This is a genomic window from Blastococcus sp. SYSU D00695, assembly GCF_054050555.1.
Window position 1 is genome coordinate 1 of record NZ_JBJGZP010000029.1, and the last position, 15,765, is coordinate 15,765.

A 15,765-nucleotide genomic window follows, 5' to 3' on the forward strand; every position below is an offset into this window, starting at 1 on the left:
CCCCCCCCCCCCCCCCCCCCCCCCCCCCCCCCCCCCCCCCCCCCCCCCCCCCCCCCCCCCCCCCCCCCCCCCCCCCCCCCCCCCCCCCCCCCCCCCGGTGAGCGTGCCCGGCGGCGTCCCCGCGGACGTCCTCGACGGGTGGACCAGCACGATCATCCGTACGCTCCGGGGGGTGCAGATCCCCTTCAACTCGTCCGAGCGCGCCAGTCTCGGCGTCGAGTGGGAGCTCATGCTCGTCGACCGCCGGACCCGCGAGCTGACCGCCGGCGCCGTCGAGATCCTGGCCGAGCTGACGCCCGAGGACGCCGAGGAGCCGGCCAAGGCCAAGCACGAGCTGCTGCAGTCGACCGTCGAGGTCATCACCGGGGTGTGCACCACGGTGGCCGAGGCGACGGCCGACCTCGCGGGCACCGTGGCCGAGGTGGCGGCCGCCGCGGACCGGCGCGGGCTGGACCTCGTGTGCGCCGGCACGCACCCGTTCACCGACTGGCAGACCCAGCTGATCTCCCCCAAGGAGCGCTACCTCCAGCTGGTCGAGAAGATGCAGTGGCTGGCCCGCCGGCTGCAGATCTTCGGCGTCCACGTGCACGTCGGTGTCCGCGCGCCGGAGAAGGCCGTGCCGATCGTCAACGCGCTCACCCAGTACGTGCCGCACTTCCTGGCGCTGTCGGCGTCCTCCCCGTACTGGGTCGGCTGCGACACCGGTCTGGCGTCGGCGCGCAGCAAGGTGTTCGAGGCGATGCCGACGGCGGGGCTGCCCTACCAGCTCTCCGGCTGGCCGGAGTTCGAGACGTACATGGAGACGCTGATCTCCACCTCGGCCATCGAGAGCGTCCGCGAGGTGTGGTGGGACATCCGCCCGCACCCGGACTTCGGCACCGTGGAGCTGCGGATCTGCGACGGGTTGCCGACCCTCGACGAGATCGGCGTCGTCGCCGCGCTGTCCCAGTGCCTGGTCGAGCAGTTCGACACCCAGCTCGACCGCGGCTACACGCTGCCCACCCCCGCCAGCTGGGTGCTGCGGGAGAACAAGTGGCGGGCGGCCCGCCACGGCCTGGACGCCGACATCGTCGTCGACGACAAGGGCACCGTCCGGCCGGTGCGGCAGGCGCTGCTGGACCTCGCCGAGGAGCTGGAGCCCACCGCCCGCCGGCTGGACTGCGCCGAGCAGCTCGCCGACCTCGAGCGCGTGCTGGCCGCCGGCGCCTCCTACCAGCGGCAGCGGGCGGTCGCCGCCGCGCACGGCGGCGACCTGCGGGCCGTCGTCGACTCCCTCGCCGTCGAGCGGCGCGACGGTCTCGGCGCCCGGCTGCCGGAGCCCTGGCCCCCCGCCGACCGGCCCGCCCCGCCGACGGGTGACCCGACCTGCGGGCCGGGATCGGCGGCATGACGGCGCTCGTCGAGCGGGCCGGGGCCGCGGTCGACGGGTGGACGGCGGCGCACGCGCAGCAGCTGGTGGCCGTCCGCCGCCACCTGCACGCCCACCCGGAGCTGGCCTACGCCGAGTTCGAGACCACCTCCTTCGTCGAGCGGAAGCTCCGCGAGGCCGGCCTGTCGCCCGAGCGGCTGCCCACCGGCACCGGGCTCGTGGTCGACGTCGGCCGGGGCGGGGACGGGCCGGTCGTCGTCCTCCGCGGCGACATCGACGCGCTGCCCCTGCCCGACCTCAAGGACGTCCCCTACGCCTCCACCCGCGACGGCATGTGCCACGCCTGCGGGCACGACGTGCACACGACGGTCGTCCTCGGTGCCGCGCTCGCGCTGGGGGCGCTGGACGACCTGCCCGGCACGGTCCGCTGCGTGTTCCAGCCCGCGGAGGAGACCGTGCCCGGGGGAGCGACGGGTGTGGTCGCGGCCGGCGTGCTCGACGGGGCGTCCCGGGCCTTCGCCGTGCACTGCGACCCGGCGATCCCGGTCGGCACGGTGGGGCTGCGGACCGGTGCGATCACCGCCGCCTGCGACCGCATCGACGTCGTCCTCACCGGGCCCGGCGGCCACACCGCGCGACCGCAGCTCACCGTCGACCTGGTCGACGCCCTCGGCCGGGTGATCACCGACCTCCCGGGGCTGCTGTCCCGCCAGGTCGACCCGCGCTCGGGCATGTCGGTCGTGTGGGGCGCGGTCGAGGCCGGGGTGGCGGCCAACGCGATCCCGCAGCGCGGGAGGCTGCGCGGCACGGTGCGGGTGCTGGACCGCGAGGCCTGGCAGTCGGCCGAGGACCTGCTGCGCACGCTGGTCGCGCGGGTCGTGGCCGCCACCGGTGCCGGCGTGGAGGTCGACTACGTGCGGGGCGTGCCGCCGGTGGTCAACGACCCGCGCGCGGTCGCGCTGCTGCGGGCGGCGGCCCTGGACACGGTCGGTCCCGACGGCGTCCGCCCGACGCCGCAGAGCATGGGGGGCGAGGACTTCGGCTGGTACGCCGACGTGCTGCCGATCGCGCTCGCCCGGCTCGGCACGCACGGCGGCGGCCCCCCGCTGGACCTGCACCGCGGCACCTTCGACGTCGACGAGCGCGCCATCGGCGTCGGGGTCCGGCTGCTGGCGCGGACCGCGCTGCACGCCCTGGTCGCCGACGCCGGCACCCCCTCGGAGGGGCGGTCCCCGGCCCCCGGCCGTCCCGCACCGCGCGAACGCCGGTAGAAAAAGCCCAGCGCACCGCCGCCGCGGCGGCCCACGAGCACCGGAGCCCGACGATGAGTTCCCCCGCACAGCCCGCCCCGGCGGACGCCACCCCGGTCGACGAGCACGTCCCGGCCGAGCACGCCGTCCCCGAGGACCTCGTCCTCGCCGGCGAGTTCCCGGCCGCCACCCGCGAGCAGTGGCGCGACCTCGTCGCCGGGGTGCTGCGCAAGGCGGGCCGCGACGACCTGCCCGAGCACGCCGAGGACGCGCTGCGCCGCACCGTCGCCACCGGCGTCGACGTGGCCCCGCTCTACACCGCCGAGGACGCCGGGGACCTGCCCACCGCGGTGGGCGTGCCCGGCGTCCCGCCGTTCGTGCGCGGCTCCCGCGCCGGGGCGGCGGGGGAGACCGCCGCGGGCGGTGCGGACGGCGACGTGCCCGGCGGCTGGGACGTCCGGCAGCGGCACGCCGACCCCGACGTCGCCGCCACCCGCGAGGCGGTCGCCGCGGACCTGGAGAACGGCGTCTCCTCGCTGTGGCTGGTGCTCGGCGACGGCGCGGTGCCGGTGGACTCCCTGGCCGCGGTGCTCGCCGACGTCTACCTCGACCTCGCGCCGGTCACGGTGCAGGGCGGCCCCGCGGCGGCGGAGGCGTTCCTCGCCCTCGTCGAGGGCCGGGACGACACCGCGCCGGCCCTGGCCCCCGGCGGCTCCCTGGGGCTGGACCCGATCGGCGTCCAGGCGGCGACGGGGGAGGAGCAGGACCTCGCCGGCCTGGCCGACGTGGCCCGCCGCGCGCAGGCCCACCCCGGGCTGCGCACCGTCGTGGTCGACGGCACCGTCTTCCACGACGCCGGCGCCGGTGCCGTCGAGGAGCTCGGCCTCTCGCTGGCCTCGGGCGCGGCCTACCTGCGCGCGCTGACCGACGCCGGGCTGGGCGTCGACGAGGCGTTCGGCCAGCTCGAGTTCCGCTACGCGGCCACCGCCGACCAGTTCACGACCATCGCCGCGCTCCGGGCCGCCCGCCGGCTCTGGGACCGGGTCGGGGAGCTGTCCGGTGCCTCGCCCGAGGCCCGGGCCCAGCGCCAGCACGCCGTCACCTCCTCGGTGATGACCACCCGCCGCGACCCGTGGGTGAACATGCTGCGGACGACGGTCGCCTGCTTCGCCGCGGGCGTGGGCGGGGCCGACGTCGTCACCGTGCAGCCCTTCGACGCCGCGCTCGGCCTGCCCGACGCGTTCTCCCGCCGGATCGCCCGCAACACCCAGAGCCTGCTCGTCGAGGAGGGCTCGCTGGCCCGCGTGATCGACCCGGCGGGCGGCTCCTGGTACGTCGAGTCGCTCACCGAGGAGCTGGCGCAGGCCGCGTGGGCGTGGTTCACCGAGATCGAGCGGGCCGGCGGCGTCGTCCGCGCGCTGGCCGACGGTCTGGTGCGCGACCGGCTGGCCGCGGCCTGGGAGGAGCGGCGCACGCGGCTGGCGACGCGCTCCGACGCCATCACCGGCGTCAGCGAGTTCCCGAACCTCACCGAGCGGCTGCCGCAGCGCCCACCGGCCGCGCAGGTGCTCCCGGCCGGGCCGGGCGGGCTCCCGCGGGTGCGCGCCGCGCAGGACTTCGAGGAGCTCCGCGACCGCGCCGACGCGGCCGCGACCCGCCCGCGGGTCTACCTCGCCACCATCGGCCCCGAGGCCCGGCACACCGCCCGCGCGTCCTTCGCCGCCAACCTGTTCCAGGCCGGCGGCGCGGAGACCCCGGCCGCCGACGGCGCCTCCGGCCTCGCCGGCGCCGGGACGACGGTGGCCTGCATCTGCGGCACCGACAAGGACTACGCCGGGTCCGCGGCGGCCCTCGCCGCCGACCTGCGGGCCGCCGGGGCCACCGCGGTGTGGCTGGCCGGCAGGCCGTCGCTGGACGTCGACGGCGTCGACGGGTACGTGTACGCCGGGTGCGACGCGCTGCAGGCGCTGCGCACCGTCCACGAGCAGCTGGGAGTCCAGGCATGACCGCCATCCCCGACTTCGGTTCCGCGGAGCTCGGCCGGCCGGCCGCGCAGGGGGTGGGCGGGTCCGATCACGCAGCCTGGGCGAAGCGCTACGAGGAGGTCACCGGCCGCAGCGTCGCCGAGGCCACCTGGCACACCCCCGAGGGCATCGCCGTCCCGCCGCTGTTCACCCCGGCCGACCTGGCCGGGGTCGACTTCCTGTCGACCTTCCCGGGTCTCCCGCCGTTCCTGCGCGGGCCCTACCCGACGATGTACACGACCCAGCCGTGGACGGTCCGCCAGTACGCCGGCTTCTCCACCGCCGCGGAGTCCAACGCGTTCTACCGGCGCAACCTGGCGGCCGGGCAGAAGGGCCTGTCGGTCGCCTTCGACCTGGCCACCCACCGCGGCTACGACTCCGACCACCCGCGGGTGCGCGGCGACGTCGGCATGGCCGGTGTCGCGATCGACTCGATCCTGGACATGCGGCAGCTGTTCGACGGCATCCCGCTGGACCGGATGAGCGTCTCGATGACCATGAACGGCGCGGTGCTGCCGGTGCTGGCGCTCTACGTCGTCGCCGCCGAGGAGCAGGGGGTGGCGCCGGAGCAGCTCGCCGGGACCATCCAGAACGACATCCTCAAGGAGTTCATGGTCCGCAACACCTACATCTACCCGCCCGCGCCGTCGCTGCAGATCATCAGCGACATCTTCGCGTTCACCGCGCAACGCATGCCGCGGTTCAACTCCATCTCGATCTCCGGCTACCACATCCAGGAGGCCGGGGCGACCGCCGACCTGGAGCTGGCCTACACGCTGGCCGACGGCGTGGAGTACCTGAAGGCCGGCCGGGACGCCGGGATGGACGTCGACACGTTCGCCCCGCGGCTGAGCTTCTTCTGGGCGATCGGCATGAACTTCTTCATGGAGGTCGCCAAGATGCGGGCCGGGCGCCTGCTGTGGGCCAAGCTCGTCAAGCAGGCCGGCGGCACCAACCCGAAGTCGCTGTCGCTGCGCACCCACTCGCAGACCTCGGGCTGGTCGCTGACCGCGCAGGACGTCTACAACAACGTCGTCCGCACCTGCCTGGAGGCGATGGCCGCCACCCAGGGGCACACGCAGTCGCTGCACACCAACGCCCTGGACGAGGCGCTGGCGCTGCCCACCGACTTCTCCGCCCGCATCGCCCGCAACACCCAGCTGCTGCTGCAGCAGGAGTCGGGCACCACCCGGGTCGCCGACCCGTGGGGCGGGTCCGCGTACGTGGAGAAGCTGACCTACGACCTGGCCCGTCGCGCGTGGGCGCACATCGAGGAGGTCCGCGAGCACGGCGGCATGGCGCGGGCCATCGACGACGGCATCCCGAAGATGCGCATCGAGGAGGCCGCCGCCCGCACGCAGGCGCGCATCGACTCCGGCCGGCAGCCGGTCATCGGCGTGAACAAGTACCGGGTGGACGCCGACGAGGCCATCGAGGTCCTGCGCGTGGACAACGCCCAGGTGCTGGCCGAGCAGACCGCGAAGCTCGAGCGGCTGCGGGCCGAGCGGGACGAGTCCGCGACCCGGGCGGCGCTGTCGGCGCTGACCGACGCCGCCCGCGCCGCCGCCGAGGGGCGCCGCGGCAACGAGCTGGACACCAACCTGCTCAAGCTCTCGATCGACGCCGCCCGCGCGAAGGCCACGGTGGGGGAGATCTCCGACGCGCTGGAGGCCGTCTACGGGCGGCACCAGGCGCAGATCCGCACCATCTCCGGTGTGTACCGCGACGAAGCAGGGAGTTCCGGCCCGGTGGAGGAGACCCGCCGCATGGCCGCGGCCTTCGAGGAGGCCGAGGGCCGCCGCCCGCGCATCCTCGTGGCGAAGATGGGCCAGGACGGCCACGACCGCGGCCAGAAGGTCATCGCGACCGCCTTCGCCGACCTCGGCTTCGACGTCGACGTGGGCCCGCTGTTCTCCACGCCCGAGGAGGTCGCCCGGCAGGCGGTGGAGGCCGACGTGCACGTCGTCGGCGTCTCCTCGCTGGCCGCCGGTCACCTCACGCTCGTGCCGGCGCTGAAGGAGGCGCTGGTCGAGCTCGGGGCGGACGACGTCGTCATCGTGGTCGGCGGGGTCATCCCGCCCGACGACGTGCCGACGCTCCAGGAGATGGGCGCCGCCGCGGTGTTCCTGCCCGGCACGGTCATCGCCGAGGCCGCCCAGGACCTGCTGCGCACGCTGTCCGCCCGGCTCGGCCACTGAGCGTCTTGGGCACCGACGTCCCGGCGCTCGTCGAGGGGGTCCTCCGCGGCGACCGGCGGTCGATGGCGCGCGCCATCACCCTGGTCGAGTCGCGGCGGGCCGACCACCGCGAGCGCGCCCAGGACCTGCTGGTCGAGCTCCTGCCGCACGCCGGGGGAGCCCGGCGGGTGGGCATCAGCGGCGTGCCCGGTGTCGGCAAGTCGACCTTCATCGACCAGCTCGGCAGCACGCTGACCGCCGCCGGGTCCACGGTGGCGGTGCTCGCCGTCGACCCGTCCTCGGCGCGCTCGGGCGGGTCGATCCTCGGCGACAAGACGCGCATGGCCCGGCTGTCGGTCGACCCGCACGCCTTCGTGCGCCCCTCGCCGACCGCCGGCACCCTCGGCGGGGTCGCTCAGGCCACCCGCGAGTCGATGGTGGTGGTGGAAGCCGCCGGCTACGACGTCGTCCTGGTGGAGACCGTCGGGGTCGGGCAGTCGGAGGTGACCGTCGCCGAGATGGTCGACTCCTTCCTGTTCCTGACGCTGGCCCGCACCGGCGACCAGCTGCAGGGCATCAAGCGCGGCATCCTCGAGATCGCCGACGTCATCGCGGTCAACAAGGCCGACGGGCCCGGCGCCGCCGACGCCCGCCGGGCCGCCCGGGAGCTGGCCGGTGCCATCCGGATGTTGCGTGGGCACGGCGAGGACTGGGACGTGCCCGTCCTCACCTGCGCCGGGCTCACCGGCGAGGGCCTGGACGTGGTGTGGGCGAAGCTGGTCGAGCACCAGGACCGGGCCCGGGCCTCCGGCGCGTTCGACGAGCGGCGGCGCAGCCAGCAGGTGCGCTGGACCTGGCAGCTGGTGCGCGGCGGCCTGGAGCACCGGCTGCGCGACCACCCCGCCGTCCGCTCGCGGGCGCCGGAGCTGGAGCGGGCAGTGCTGGCCGGGGAGGTCACCCCGGCGCTGGCCGCGCAGGAGCTGCTCGCCCTCTTCCTGGCCGCGCCCGGGGCCTGAGCCCCCGGGGCGGCACCCGCGGACGTGTGGCGTGCCCGACCGGGCACGTCCCGGCGGTGGCGGTCCGCAGCGGGGACAATGGCGCCGAGACGGCCCCCGGGCACGCCCGGCCAGCGCACAGGAGCATCCCCATGACCCGCATCGTGATCATCGGCGGCGGCCCGGCCGGCTACGAGGCCGCGCTCGTCGGCGCCTCGCTCGGCGCGGAGGTCACCGTCGTCGAGCGCGACGGCGTCGGCGGCGCCAGCGTTCTCACCGACTGCGTGCCCTCCAAGGCGTTCATCGCCTCCGCCGGCGCCATGACCAGCGTCCGCGACTCGATCGCCCTCGGCGTCCAGGGCAGCGACCTGCGCACCGCCGGCATGGACCTCGCCGCGGTCAACCACCGGGTGAAGGGCCTGGCGGTCGCGCAGTCGGCCGACATCCACGCCCGGCTCACCGCCGAGGGCGTGCGGGTCCTCGCGGGGCAGGGGCGGCTGGCCGACGACGTCCGCGGCCTGGTCGAGCACCGCGTGGAGGTCCTGGACCGCGACGGCGCCGTCGTCGAGGTGCTCGAGTGCGACGTCGTCCTGATCGCCACCGGCGCCGACCCCCGCGTCCTGCCCGGGGCCGAGCCCGACCACGAGCGGATCCTGGACTGGCGCGACGTGTACGACCTCGAGGAGATGCCCGAGCACCTCGTCGTCGTCGGCTCCGGCGTCACCGGCGCGGAGTTCGCCTCCGGCTACCTCGAGGCCGGCGTGCCCGTCACGCTCGTCTCCTCCCGCGACCGGGTGCTGCCCGGGGAGGACGCCGACGCCGCCGAGGTCCTCGAGCAGGTCTTCCAGTCCCGCGGCGGCCGGATCGCCCAGCGCGGGCGGGCGGCGACCGTCGAGCGCACCGAGAAGGGCGTGCTCGTCACGCTCACCGACGGGCGCACCGTCGAGGGCTCGCACGCGCTGATGACCGTCGGCACCGTGCCCAACACCGCCGGGCTGAACCTGGAGCGGTGCGGCGTGCGGCTGGGCGACAGCGGGCACGTCGTCGTCGACCGTGTCTCGCGGACGTCGGTGCCCGGCATCTACGCCGCCGGCGACGTCACCGGCGTCTTCCAGCTGGCCAGCGTCGCCGCCATGCAGGGCCGCATCGCGATGTGGCACGCCCTCGGCGAGGCGGTGCAGCCGATCCGGCTCAAGACCGTGGCGGCCAACGTGTTCACCCACCCGGAGATCGCCACCGTCGGCGTCCAGGAGGGGTCGTTCCCCGAGGGCATGCCGCTGGACGTCGTCCGGCTACCGCTGGCCACCAACGCGCGCGCGAAGATGGCCGACCTGCAGGACGGCTTCGTCAAGCTGTTCGCGCGGACGTCCACCGGCGTGGTCGTGGGCGGCGTCGTCGTCGCGCCCGGGGCGTCGGAGCTGGTGCTGCCGATCGCGCTGGCGGTGACCAAGGGGCTGACCGTCTCGGACCTGGCGCAGACGTTCGCGATCTACCCGTCGCTGTCGGGCTCGATCACCGAGGCGGGCCGGCGGCTGATGGGCGCCGACGCCCTCGCCTAGAGGAGGGCCCGGTCCCTCCCGTCACTCCTGTGCGCACGGCTGACTCCTGCCGCGGGGCCGGTGGGACGTGCGGGGACCGTGCGCCGGCTGTGACGGCGGGTTCGGCTCAACAGCGCCGATCCGGTGCCGACGCGCGCGCGGGCCGCCGATGGAGCAGGGGATGTCTCCCGTCCCCGCCGCCGGCCGCCGCCTGCCCGCGCTGCTGCTCGCCGCCGCCGCGCTGGTGTCCCCGCTCGCGCTCGGCGGCACCGCGCACGCCGACGAGCCCGGTGGCGACACCGTCGTCGGCGAGCTCGTCCGGGCCTGGCCGGAGGAGGCGCCGGCCGGTGAGGACGTGGCCGAGGGGCACGCCGACGAGCCGCTGACCTGGGTGCGCACCGACGCCGGCGACACCGTGCCGCTGCGCACCGGGGACGTCCCCGACCTGCCGGTCGGCGCCACCGTCGCGGTGACCCTCGGCGGGGACGACGACGCCGCGGCCGGCGAGGCGCGCCCGGTGGTGGACGGCGCGGTCGTCGCCGCCGCGGAGGTCGCCGCGCCCACGCCGGCCAACGCGGTCACCGTCGTCCGGGTGGTGCCGGCCGGGGGGACCGCGGACGGCACGCCCCTGTCGGCGCTCACCTCCGCCGTCGACGGCGTCGTCGGCCCCTTCTTCGCCGGCCAGACCGGCGGGCTGGTGCGCTTCGGCGTCGCCGCCGCCGTGCCCGGCTGGGTGCAGGCCACGGTGGGCTGCGAGGACCCCGCCCGGCTGTGGGACGAGGCCGCCGCGGCCGCCGGGTTCGTGCCCGGACCCGGCCGGCACCTGCTGGTCTACCTCGCGGCCCCGGACTCCTCCGGCTGCCCGGTCGCCCTCGGCCAGGTCGGCACCGGCCCCGGCGCCGGCGGGTCGGTCTACGTCCGCTCGACCCTGCCCGCGCTCATCGCCCACGAGCTCGGCCACAACCTGGGCCTCGGGCACTCCTCGGCCCACCAGTGCGACGGAGCGGTGGAGACCGGGTCCTGCCGCACCGCCGGCTACCGCGACTACTACGACGTCATGGGTGCCTCCTGGGAGCACCTCGGCTCGCTGAACGCCGCGCAGGCCGCCTCCCTCGGGGTGCTCCCCGCCTCGGCCCGGCGGACCCTCGCCGTCGGTGACGCCGCGGCGACCGTGGCGCTCGCCCCGCTGTCGGGCACCGCCGGCACCCGCGCGGTGCGGCTGACCACGCCCGACGGCAGCGACTACTGGCTGGAGTACCGGGCCGCCACCGGCCAGGACGCCTGGCTGGCCGGCGCACCCAACCGCTTCGGGCTCGACGCCGGGGTGCTGCTGCACCGGGCGGGCGCGGCTCCCGACACCGCGCTGCTGCTCGACGGCACGCCGGGCCCCGCGGCCGGCTGGGACGCCGACCTGCAGACCGCCCTCCCCCCGGGGGTGCCGGTGCCCGTCGGCGGCGGCTCGTTCACCGTCACCGTGCAGGCCGTGACGGACGCCGAGGCGACGCTCGTCGTCCTGCCCGCCGCCCGCCCCGTGGCGGTCCCCCCGGTCCCGTCCGCCGGCGGTCGTGCACCGGCGGTGCTCCCCGGCGGCCGCGGCACGGGCGGGACGACGGCGGGCAGCGGTGCCGACGCTGCCGCGGCCCCCGCGGACGCGTCCGCCGCCGCGTCCCGGCCGGCGCCGGTCGCCGTCCCCGGCACGGCCGCCGGCGCCGTCGACCCGGCCCCCGCGCTGGCGCCGCTGTCGCGCAGCACCTCGACGACGTGGCTGCTGCCGCTGCTGGCCGGCCTCCTCGTGACCGGCACCGTGCTGGCCGCCTGGCGTGGCGTGGTCCGGCTGCGGACCGCCCGCCGCTGACCCGCCCGCTCGGGTGGATCTGCTGCGCCTGCGTTCAGTCCGGTCCCGGGGGGGCCGATGACCTGGGCGGTGTCCCTCGACCTGGAGAAGCCCGTGCCCCTCGTCCCCCGCCTCCTGCGCGCGCGGTCGTTCGCGCTCGCCGCCGTGGCGGCCCTCCTGCCGATCGCCGCGGCCACCGGCAGTGCCCGGGCGGAGGAGCCCGACCCGGCCGGCGCGACCGCCGCCTCCGGGGACGTCGTCGTCGGTGAACTCACCCAGGCCTGGGCCGAGTACGCAGACCACGACGACGCCGCCGAGCACGCGGACGGCGCCCTGCTCACCTGGGTGACCGACGACGACGGCAGCAGCGTCCGGGTGGACCCGGCCGACGTCGACGACGTGCCGGTGGGTGCCACGGTCGAGGTCACCCTCGGCGCCGAGCTGCCCGCCGACCCGGGGGCGCCGCGGGCCGCCGAGCCGGTGCACGACGTCGTCTCCGCCACCGTCGTGGCCCCGCCCGAGCCCGACCCGGTCGCGCCGGCCAGCGCGCCGTACACCAACGAGGTCACCGTCGTCCTGACCGTCCCCGCCGGGCTGACGCGGGACACCACCACCGCGCAGGCCGTCATCGACCGGCTCAACGGGCCGGTCGCCGACTTCTGGGAGACGCAGAGCAACGGCGCCGTGCGCATCCACGCCGCGGCTGCCGGTACCGGGTGGGTGACGTCGACCGTCGGCTGCGGCTCGGCAGGGGCCCTCTGGTCCGACGTCGCCGGCAAGGTCGGCTGGACCCCGGGACCGGGCAGGCACCTGCTGCTCTACGTGCCCGGCTACCCGGCCGGCATGCCCTCGTGCGCGTACGGGCTGGCGCAGTTGGGCGCCTCGCCCGCGAGCGGCGGACTCCTCTACGTGCGGGACGTCGACACGTCCGTGATGGCACACGAGCTGGGTCACAACTTCGGCCTGGGACACGCGTCGGTGAAGAGGTGCGACGCCACTCCGGAGTCGGGCAGCTGCCAGACGGACCCCTACGCCGACCTCTACGACGTGATGGGCGGGTCCTGGTCGGAGGTCGGCTCGCTCAACGCGGCGCACGCCGCGCGCCTGGGGTTCCTCCCCGCGCCCGCGCGCCAGACCCTCGCGTCGAGCTCGCCGGGCGGCACGTACACGCTCTCCCCGATGGGCACCCGAGCCGGGCTGCGCGTGCTCGAGCTGACCGCCGGCAGCACCCGCTACTGGGTGGAGTACCGCGCCGCCGTCGGCCAGGACGCCTGGCTCGACCCGGCGCAGGGCTGGCCGTTCGACCCCGGGGTGCTCGTGCACGTCGACGGCCCCGGCCCCGCGAGCGACACCTCGCTGCTGCTCGACGGCACGTCGTCCCCGGTCGCGGGGTGGACGTCGGACGCGCAGTCCGTGCTGCCGGTGGGCGGCCGGATGACCCTGGCCAACGGAGCGCTGGTCCTCGACGTCACCGGGGCGACGGCTTCCGGCGCGACGGTCGCGGTGCACACGGCCGCCGACGACCCGGGGTCCACGCCGATCGCCGTGCGGTACCAGGAGCTCGGTGGCGCGACCGGTCGGCTGGGGTCCGCAGTCGAGGGCGAGCAGTGCGGGCTGCGCGGCGGCGGGTGTTTCCAGCACTTCCAGGGCGGGTCGGTGTACTGGTCGCCGGCGACGGGGGCGCGGGTGGTGTCCGGTCCGGTGCGGGATCGGTGGGCGGCGCAGGGGTGGGAGGGTGGCGGTCTGGGCTACCCGGTCACCGACACGGTGTGCGGGCTGCGGGACGGCGGGTGTTTCCAGCACTTCCAGGGCGGGTCGGTGTACTGGTCGCCGGCGGCGGGGGCGCGGGTGGTGTCCGGTCCGGTGCGGGATCGGTGGGCGGCGCAGGGGTGGGAGGGTGGCGGTCTGGGCTACCCGGTCACCGACACGCTGTGCGGGCTGCGGGACGGCGGGTGTTTCCAGCACTTCCAGGGCGGCTCGGTGTACTGGTCGCCGGCGGCGGGGGCGCGGGTGGTGTCCGGTCCGGTGCGGGATCGGTGGGCGGCGCAGGGGTGGGAGGGTGGCGGTCTGGGTTACCCGGTCACCGACACGGTGTGCGGGCTGCGCGGCGGCGGGTGTTTCCAGCACTTCCAGGGCGGGTCGGTGTACTCCTCTCCTGGCACGGGAGCGCGGCTGGTGGCGTTCGTGACCCGCCATCGGTGGGCGGCGCAGGGGTGGGAGGGTGGCGGTCTGGGCTACCCGGTCACCGACACGGTGTGCGGGCTGCGTGGCGGCGGGTGTTTCCAGCACTTCCAGGGCGGCTCGGTGTACTGGTCGCCGGCGGCGGGGGCGCGGGTGGTGTCCGGTCCGGTGCGGGATCGGTGGGCGGCGCAGGGGTGGGAGGGTGGCGGTCTGGGCTACCCGGTCACCGACACGGTGTGCGGGCTGCGCGGCGGCGGGTGTTTCCAGCACTTCCAGGGCGGGTCGGTGTACTGGTCGCCGGCGACGGGGGCCTGGGCCGTCTCTGGGGTCGTCAGGGACCGGTGGGCCGCGCAGGGTTGGGAGAACGGGCCGATGGGATATCCGGTCCGCCCGCTCTCCTGCGGAACCGGCTGCTACCAGGACTTCCAGGGCGGGCGGCTGTCGGCCGCGTGACGCGCTGTCGCTGACGGCGAGGGGCCCGGACCACCTGTCGTGGTACGGGCCCCTCGCCAGGCCGACTACTCGCTGTCGGCGATCGTGCAGATGACCGCGCCGCTGGTGACCGTGGCGCCGACCTCGGCGGCCAGGCCCGTGACCGTGCCGGCCTTGTGGGCGGTGATCGGCTGCTCCATCTTCATCGCCTCGAGGACGACGACGAGGTCACCGGCCGCCACCGTGGCGCCGTCCTCGACGGCGACCTTCACGATCGTGCCCTGCATCGGCGAGGCGAGGCTGTCGCCCGAGGCCGCGGAGCCGCCGTGCCCGCCACCGCGCTTGCGGGGCCGCGCGCCGCCGCCGGCCGCCGCGCCGTTGCCGCCCGCGCCGCCGCCGGCCGCCAGGCCCGCGGGGAGGGAGACCTCGAGCCGGCGGCCGCCGACCTCGACGACCACGGTCTGCCGCTCCCCGGGCTCCTCACCCGCGACGGGCGCGGCCGAGTACGGCGGGACCTGGTTGTCCCACTCGGTCTCGATCCACCGCGTGTGCACGGTGAACGGCTCGCTGGTGAACGCCTCGTCGCGGACGACGGCGCGGTGGAACGGGATGACCGTCGGCATCCCCTCGACGACGAGCTCGTCCAGCGCGCGGGCGGCCCGCTGCAGGGCCTCGGCGCGGGTGGCGCCGGTGACGATCAGCTTGGCGAGCATCGAGTCGAACGCGCCCGCGACCTCGCCGCCGGTCTCGACACCGGAGTCCCAGCGCACGCCGGGACCCTGCGGGATCTCCAGCCGGGTCACCGGCCCCGGGGCCGGCATGAAGTTGCGGCCGGCGTCCTCGGCGTTGATCCGGAACTCGATGCTGTGCCCCCGCGGGGCCGGGTCCTCGGTGATCTCCAGGGGGAGGCCCTCGGCGATGCGGAACTGCTGGCGGACCAGGTCGATGCCGCTGGTCTCCTCGCTGACCGGGTGCTCGACCTGCAGGCGGGTGTTGACCTCGAGGAAGGAGATCGAGCCGTCGGCGCCCACGAGGTACTCGACGGTGCCGGCACCGTGGTAGCCGGCCTCCTTGCAGATGGCCTTGGCCGAGGAGTGGATCCGGTCCCGCTGCTCGTCGGTCAGGAACGGCGCCGGTGCCTCCTCGACCAGCTTCTGGTTGCGCCGCTGCAGCGAGCAGTCGCGGGTGCCGACGACGATCACGTTGCCGTGCGTGTCGGCGAGCACCTGGGCCTCGACGTGCCGCGGCTTGTCCAGGAACCGCTCGACGAAGCACTCGCCGCGGCCGAAGGCCGACACGGCCTCGCGGACGGCGGAGTCGAACAGCTCGGGGATCTCCTCGATGGTGCGGGCGACCTTCAGCCCGCGGCCGCCACCGCCGAACGCCGCCTTGATGGCGACGGGCAGGCCGTGCTCCCGGGCGAAGGCCACGACCTCGTCGGCGCCGCCGACCGGGTCCTTGGTGCCCGGCACGAGGGGGGCTCCGGCGCGGGTGGCGATGTGCCGCGCGGCGACCTTGTCGCCGAGGTCGACGATCGACTGCGGGGACGGGCCGATCCAGGTGAGGCCGGCGTCGATCACCGCCTGCGCGAAGTCGGCGTTCTCGGACAGGAATCCGTAGCCGGGGTGGATCGCGTCGGCGCCGGACTGCCGCGCCGCGTCGATGATCTTGTCGATCACCAGGTACGAGTCGCCCGGGGTCGTCCCGCCGAGGGCGAACGCCTCGTCGGCGGTCCGCACGTGCAGCGCGTCCCGGTCCGGCTCGGCGTAGACGGCGACGCTGGTGAGCCCGGCGTCCCGGCAGGCGCGCGCGACGCGGACGGCGATCTCCCCGCGATTGGCGATCAGGACCTTCTGCACCGATGCACTCCCTCTCCGTGGACCGATCGGACAATAGTCACGGGCGGGCGGCCCCGTCCGGCGAGGTCCGTCGCGCGCGCTCCAGGGGTGCCCGGACCGGCGGTGC

9 protein-coding genes are annotated in these 15,765 nt (G+C 76.1%); 8 read left to right on the forward strand and 1 reads right to left on the reverse strand.

Features of this window, described 5'->3' with window-relative positions; genetic code table 11:
- Positions 1-172: 172 nt before the first annotated feature.
- The 8 genes from ACI781_RS16335 (at position 173) to ACI781_RS16370 (ending at position 13,821) form a co-directional block, all read left to right on the forward strand.
- Positions 173-1,390, forward strand: a complete 1,218-nt coding sequence (locus ACI781_RS16335) for a glutamate--cysteine ligase (protein WP_456567178.1) — start codon at positions 173-175, stop codon at positions 1,388-1,390.
- Positions 1,387-2,640 (forward strand): amidohydrolase, encoded by a 1,254-nt coding sequence (locus ACI781_RS16340; protein ID WP_456567179.1) that lies wholly within the window; start codon positions 1,387-1,389, stop codon positions 2,638-2,640. Before ACI781_RS16335 ends, ACI781_RS16340 begins: the two co-directional genes overlap by 4 nt.
- Before the next feature lie 53 nt (positions 2,641-2,693).
- Positions 2,694-4,625, forward strand: coding sequence for a methylmalonyl-CoA mutase subunit beta (locus tag ACI781_RS16345; RefSeq protein WP_456567180.1), 1,932 nt, complete (start codon positions 2,694-2,696; stop codon positions 4,623-4,625).
- Entirely contained in the window at positions 4,622-6,841 is a 2,220-nt protein-coding gene (scpA, locus tag ACI781_RS16350; RefSeq protein WP_456567181.1) for a methylmalonyl-CoA mutase, read from the forward strand. The genes ACI781_RS16345 and scpA overlap by 4 nt, the downstream gene beginning before the upstream one ends.
- 5 nt (positions 6,842-6,846) lie before the next feature.
- A complete protein-coding gene (gene meaB, locus ACI781_RS16355) occupies positions 6,847-7,836 on the forward strand; it encodes a methylmalonyl Co-A mutase-associated GTPase MeaB (protein WP_456567182.1) in 990 nt (329 codons plus the stop codon).
- Between the two features lie 131 nt (positions 7,837-7,967).
- Positions 7,968-9,374 (forward strand): NAD(P)H-quinone dehydrogenase, encoded by a 1,407-nt coding sequence (locus ACI781_RS16360; RefSeq protein ID WP_456567183.1) that lies wholly within the window; start codon positions 7,968-7,970, stop codon positions 9,372-9,374.
- Positions 9,375-9,534: 160 nt separating this feature from the next.
- Entirely contained in the window at positions 9,535-11,208 is a 1,674-nt protein-coding gene (locus ACI781_RS16365; RefSeq protein ID WP_456567184.1) for a reprolysin-like metallopeptidase, read from the forward strand.
- Between the two features lie 57 nt (positions 11,209-11,265).
- A complete protein-coding gene (locus tag ACI781_RS16370; protein WP_456567185.1) occupies positions 11,266-13,821 on the forward strand; it encodes a hypothetical protein in 2,556 nt (851 codons plus the stop codon).
- 65 nt (positions 13,822-13,886) lie between these two features.
- Here the strand turns inward: ACI781_RS16370 and ACI781_RS16375 are convergent, their stop codons facing one another.
- A complete protein-coding gene (locus ACI781_RS16375) occupies positions 13,887-15,659 on the reverse strand; it encodes an acetyl/propionyl/methylcrotonyl-CoA carboxylase subunit alpha (protein WP_456567186.1) in 1,773 nt (590 codons plus the stop codon).
- Positions 15,660-15,765 lie beyond the last annotated feature (106 nt).

Bases quoted from the DNA above. Each gene is read 5' to 3' on its own strand.
- ACI781_RS16340 (WP_456567179.1), top strand. From the start codon at position 1,387: ATGACGGCGCTCGTCGAGCGGGCCGGGGCCGCGGTCGACGGGTGGACG.
- ACI781_RS16345 (WP_456567180.1), top strand. From the start codon at position 2,694: ATGAGTTCCCCCGCACAGCCCGCCCCGGCGGACGCCACCCCGGTCGAC.
- scpA (WP_456567181.1), top strand. From the start codon at position 4,622: ATGACCGCCATCCCCGACTTCGGTTCCGCGGAGCTCGGCCGGCCGGCC.
- ACI781_RS16360 (WP_456567183.1), top strand. From the start codon at position 7,968: ATGACCCGCATCGTGATCATCGGCGGCGGCCCGGCCGGCTACGAGGCC.
- ACI781_RS16365 (WP_456567184.1), top strand. From the start codon at position 9,535: ATGTCTCCCGTCCCCGCCGCCGGCCGCCGCCTGCCCGCGCTGCTGCTC.
- ACI781_RS16370 (WP_456567185.1), top strand. From the start codon at position 11,266: ATGACCTGGGCGGTGTCCCTCGACCTGGAGAAGCCCGTGCCCCTCGTC.